The sequence below is a fragment of the Staphylococcus sp. HMSC062H10 genome, assembly GCF_001836945.1.
Classification (GTDB): Bacteria; Bacillota; Bacilli; order Staphylococcales; family Staphylococcaceae; genus Staphylococcus; species Staphylococcus aureus.
In genome coordinates, this window is record NZ_KV830979.1 from 576 (window position 1) to 1,293 (window position 718).

Annotated in this window: 2 protein-coding genes; both read left to right on the plus strand. The window is 30.9% G+C overall.

Features of this window, described 5'->3' with window-relative positions:
* Nucleotides 1-71: 71 nt before the first annotated feature.
* The gene (locus HMPREF2658_RS07275; RefSeq protein WP_000142119.1) at nucleotides 72-572 is read left to right on the plus strand and encodes a TIGR01741 family protein; all 501 of its coding nucleotides are present in this window, start codon (nucleotides 72-74) and stop codon (nucleotides 570-572) included.
* 70 nt (nucleotides 573-642) lie between these two features.
* On the plus strand, nucleotides 643-718 hold a 76-nt coding region (locus HMPREF2658_RS14915), incomplete at its 3' end, for an immunity protein YezG family protein (protein ID WP_371106837.1).

The window sequence follows — 718 nt, forward strand, 5'->3', positions numbered from 1 at the left end:
AATTAATAAAGTTAAAGAAATCGAGCAATATGTTGAAGAGCAAGATGAAGCTGAAATATAGGGGAGATAACATGACTTTCGAAGAAAAATTAAGTCAAATGTACAACGAGATTGCGAATGAGATTAGCAGTATGATACCGGTAGAGTGGGAAAAAGTATATACAATGCCTTATATAGATGATGAAGGAGGAGAAGTGTTCTACTATTACACAGAACCTGGAAGTAATGAATTATACTACTATACTAGTTTATTAAATAAATATGATATATCGGAATCAGAATTTATGGACTCAGCGTATGAGTTGTATAAACAATTTCAAAAGTTAAGAAATATATTTAAAGAAGAAGGACATGAACCATTGACATCATGCGAATTTGATTTTACAAAAGAAGGTGAATTAAAAGTTTCATTTGATTATATAGATTGGATAAATACAGAGTTTGATCAATTGGGCCGTCAAAATTATTATATGTACAAAAAATTTGGGGTTATACCAGAAATGAAATATGAAATGGAAGAAATTAAAGAAATCGAGCAATATATTAAAGAGCAAGATGAAGCTGAAATATAGGGGCGATAATATGACTTTCGAAGAAAAATTAAGTCAAATGTATAACGAGATTGCGAATGAGATCAGTGGGATGATACCAGTAGAATGGGAGCAAGTATTTACAATAGCCTACGTAGATGATGAAGGTGGAGAAGTCGTTTTTAATT

Bases quoted from the DNA above. Each gene is read 5' to 3' on its own strand.
- HMPREF2658_RS07275 (WP_000142119.1), top strand. From the start codon at position 72: ATGACTTTCGAAGAAAAATTAAGTCAAATGTACAACGAGATTGCGAAT.